At 69.6% G+C, this 3,010-nt stretch carries 3 protein-coding genes and 1 pseudogene; 2 read left to right on the top strand and 2 right to left on the bottom strand.

Annotated features, from left to right (window positions below):
* A pseudogene (locus RMO97_RS12270) lies at positions 1-288 on the bottom strand (MFS transporter); the annotation flags it as partial.
* Positions 289-363: 75 nt separating this feature from the next.
* On the opposite strand from RMO97_RS12270, the gene RMO97_RS12275 reads away from it, so the two are divergent.
* Complete coding sequence (locus RMO97_RS12275; RefSeq protein ID WP_310541355.1) at positions 364-978, top strand: metalloregulator ArsR/SmtB family transcription factor; 615 nt, start codon at positions 364-366, stop codon at positions 976-978.
* A gap of 64 nt (positions 979-1,042) precedes the next feature.
* Positions 1,043-1,432: an RcnB family protein gene (locus tag RMO97_RS12280; RefSeq protein WP_310541356.1), complete on the top strand. Its 390-nt coding sequence runs from the start codon at positions 1,043-1,045 to the stop codon at positions 1,430-1,432.
* Positions 1,433-1,471: 39 nt separating this feature from the next.
* On the opposite strand, the gene RMO97_RS12285 is transcribed toward RMO97_RS12280, so the two are convergent.
* The coding region (locus RMO97_RS12285) for an alpha/beta fold hydrolase (RefSeq protein ID WP_310541357.1) at positions 1,472-3,010 on the bottom strand (1,539 nt) is incomplete at its 5' end.

Here is a 3,010-nt window from a genome sequence, read left to right on the forward strand (position 1 = left end):
GGCGTAGAGCAGGGCCGCGCAGGCCGTCGCGCGGCGAAGCCCATAGCGCTGGGCCAGCAGGCCCGAGCTAGCGCCCGCCAGCACCGAGCCCAGCAGGTAGCCCGCCGTGGCCCAGCCGAAATAGGCGTAGCCGCCCAGGTCGGCGCCGACGCTGGGCATGATGGTGGCGGTCACCAGGCTGTCGGCGGCGCCCAGCCAGACGCCCAGGCAGATCAGGGCGAACAGCGGCAGCCGGCCGTCGGCGACGACGTCGGACCAGCTTCCGTCCTGGGCTTGGGCAGGTTCCATTTCGACAGGCTCAACAGGGCGAATTGCAGCTTGACTAGACGGGGCGTCAGAGATTTGCAATATATCGATTGTCAAATGCGAAGCACGCCCGACGACCTGCTGTTCCAGATCAAGACGCGGGGTCCCAGCCGGACCCTGGAGCTTGCCGGCGCGCTGGCGATCAGCCGGCAGGCGGCGCTGCAATCCCTGGAGAAGCTGGCCGCCGAGGGGCTGGTGGAGCATGCCACGGCCCGCGCCGGCGTGGGGCGGCCACGCCGGTCCTGGTCCCTGACCGCCAAGGGCCATGGCCGCTTCCCCGACACACACGCCCAGATGACGGTGGACCTGATCGAGGCGGTGCGAGCCGAGTTCGGCCCCGCCGTGCTGGACAGATTGATCGCGCGGCGCGAGCGGGTGGTGGCCGCAGGCTACCGGGCCGCCCTGCCCGATGCGGGCCTGGAGGCCCGGCTCGCCAAGCTGGCCCAGCTGCGGGCCGCCGAGGGCTACATGGCCGAATGGTGCCTGCAGGACGACGGCTCCTACCTGCTGATCGAGAACCACTGCCCGATCTGCGCGGCGGCGGCGGCCTGCCAGGGCTTCTGCCGCGCGGAACTGTCCCTGTTCCAGATGCTGCTGGCGCCGGCCCGGGTGGAGCGGCTGGAGCACATCCTGGCGGGGGCGCGACGATGTGCCTACCGGATTGTCGCCTAGCCGACGAACCTTCGGTGAAGCTCCGCGTTGTGGGTGGCGAGGGACCACCTCCAAGGACATAAAAATGAAAAACCTGCTCGCCGCCGCCGCAGTCGCCACCCTGGCCCTTTCGCCCATCGCCGCCCACGCCGATCCCGGGGGCCATGGGCAAGGCCACAAGAAGGACAAGGGCCACCAGGACTATCGCCACGACAATGGCGGCGCCTGGACCCCGCCGGGCCTGGCCAAGAAGCCGGGCGGCATGCCCCCCGGCCAGTACAAGAAACTCTACCGCCAGGGTCAGAGGCTGCCCTCGTCCTATGTGAAGCCGTCCTACTACGTGGCCGACCCCAGCGCCTACCGCCTGAGAACCGCGCCCGCCGGCTATCGCTGGGTGCAGGTGGACAACCAGTATTACCTGGCCCAGACCCGCACCGGCCTCATCTCTGAAGTCGTCTCCGCCCTGATCCGCTAGGGCCCGACGCACGCCGGGACCTCCCGGCGCGCTGCGGCTCTATTTCGACGCCGTCGCCCCCGGAAGCCGGAACTCCGGCGACCAGTGGGTGGCGGTGCCCGCGGTCACGTACCAGCAGATCACCATGGCGCAGATCAGAGCGCCGGGGACGTAGCTGCTGGTGCGGCGATAGGTGAAGGCGGCGATCACGCCCACCATGGCCAGCAGGGGCACGAACTGGATGGCCACGATGGTGTTCAGCGGCTGTTGCGGCACGGCCAGCAGGCCGGTGGTCAACAGGCTGCCGTACTGGATGGCCAGCAGCAGGACAAAGCCCAGGCTCATGGTCAGGGCCGCGGTCAGATAGGCGCGCGCCGCGCCCTCGCCGCGCACGGCCAGGTTGGCGTGCAGGGCCCGCAGGGACACCAGAAAAAACACAGTCCAAAGCGGCAAATAGGCCAGCGCCATCAGGGCGTGGCCGCCGTCCAGGGGTTTCAGCCCCAGGACCCAGAACCGGTAATCGACCTGGAACGCCGCATCTACGGCGGCCAGCGACAGGTAGCCCACCGCCACAGTGGCCACAGCGATGGCGATGGCGCGCGGCCAGTCGGTCGTGAAGTCGGCCTTGCCACCCTTTAGCAATCGGGAGAGGCCCAACGTCAGCACCGCGTTGAGCAGGGCCCAGACCAGCAGCTGGTTGGTGATGAACTGCGGGAACAGCTTCATGGGGAAGAACAGGTTCCCGATCTCCATGAAGGTGAAGAAGGTCGCGGCCGGGACCACGGCGGTCAGCATGGCCGCCAGCCACCACTTGCCGCCGCGCTCGGTCCCGGCGGGCTCAGCCGGCCGCGCCATGGCGGCGAACACCGGCAGGCGCAAGAGCGCCTGGAAGGCGCCCAGCAGCAGGACGACAAAGCCCAGGAAGCCCAGCCCCGTACCGACCTCCTTCCAGATCCAGATCTGGTCGCCCGGCGGCAGGGGCCGCGCCGCGCCCGAGAGCTGCGTCTGGAACCAGTCCACGGCGTGGCCGACCCCGGCCGAGGAAAAGTGCTCCCAAGGATGGGTGATGGGGGGATTGTGCAGCACCCGGGCAGTCCCGGCGGACGGGTCGCCGTAGACGCGGCCCTCCACCACAGGACCGGCCGACCCGAACAGGGCCTGCAGGGACTTCGAGGTCTCTACATCGCCGCCCTTGGCCACCTGCCACATCAGGGGAGCGAACTCGTCATACTGGCCAAACACGATGGCGAGGTTGCGCAGACTGCCCTTCGCGGCGGCCCCGAACACCGCCCCGATGGCGGGCGTCGAGCCCTCCAGCACCACGGCCTTGTAGCCGTCCGGCGCCGACTCGGCAGCCGCCACCACGGGGCCGCCCCCCAGGCTGTGGCCCTCCAGGCCGATATTGCCGTTGTCCACGAAGGCCAGGCCGCGCAGGTAGCGCAGGGCGGCAGGGCCGCCAAAGCCCTGCTGGCCGACCGCGGCGCCCGAATTCCCGTGCCCGGTCATGTCCATGGCCAGCACCACGAAGCCGCGCCGCGACAGCTCGATGGCGAAGGCGCTCTGCATCTCGCGGGTGTTGATATAGCCGTGGCTGGCCAG

This window comes from Phenylobacterium sp. (assembly GCF_031425575.1).
Taxonomy (GTDB): Bacteria; Pseudomonadota; Alphaproteobacteria; order Caulobacterales; family Caulobacteraceae; genus Phenylobacterium.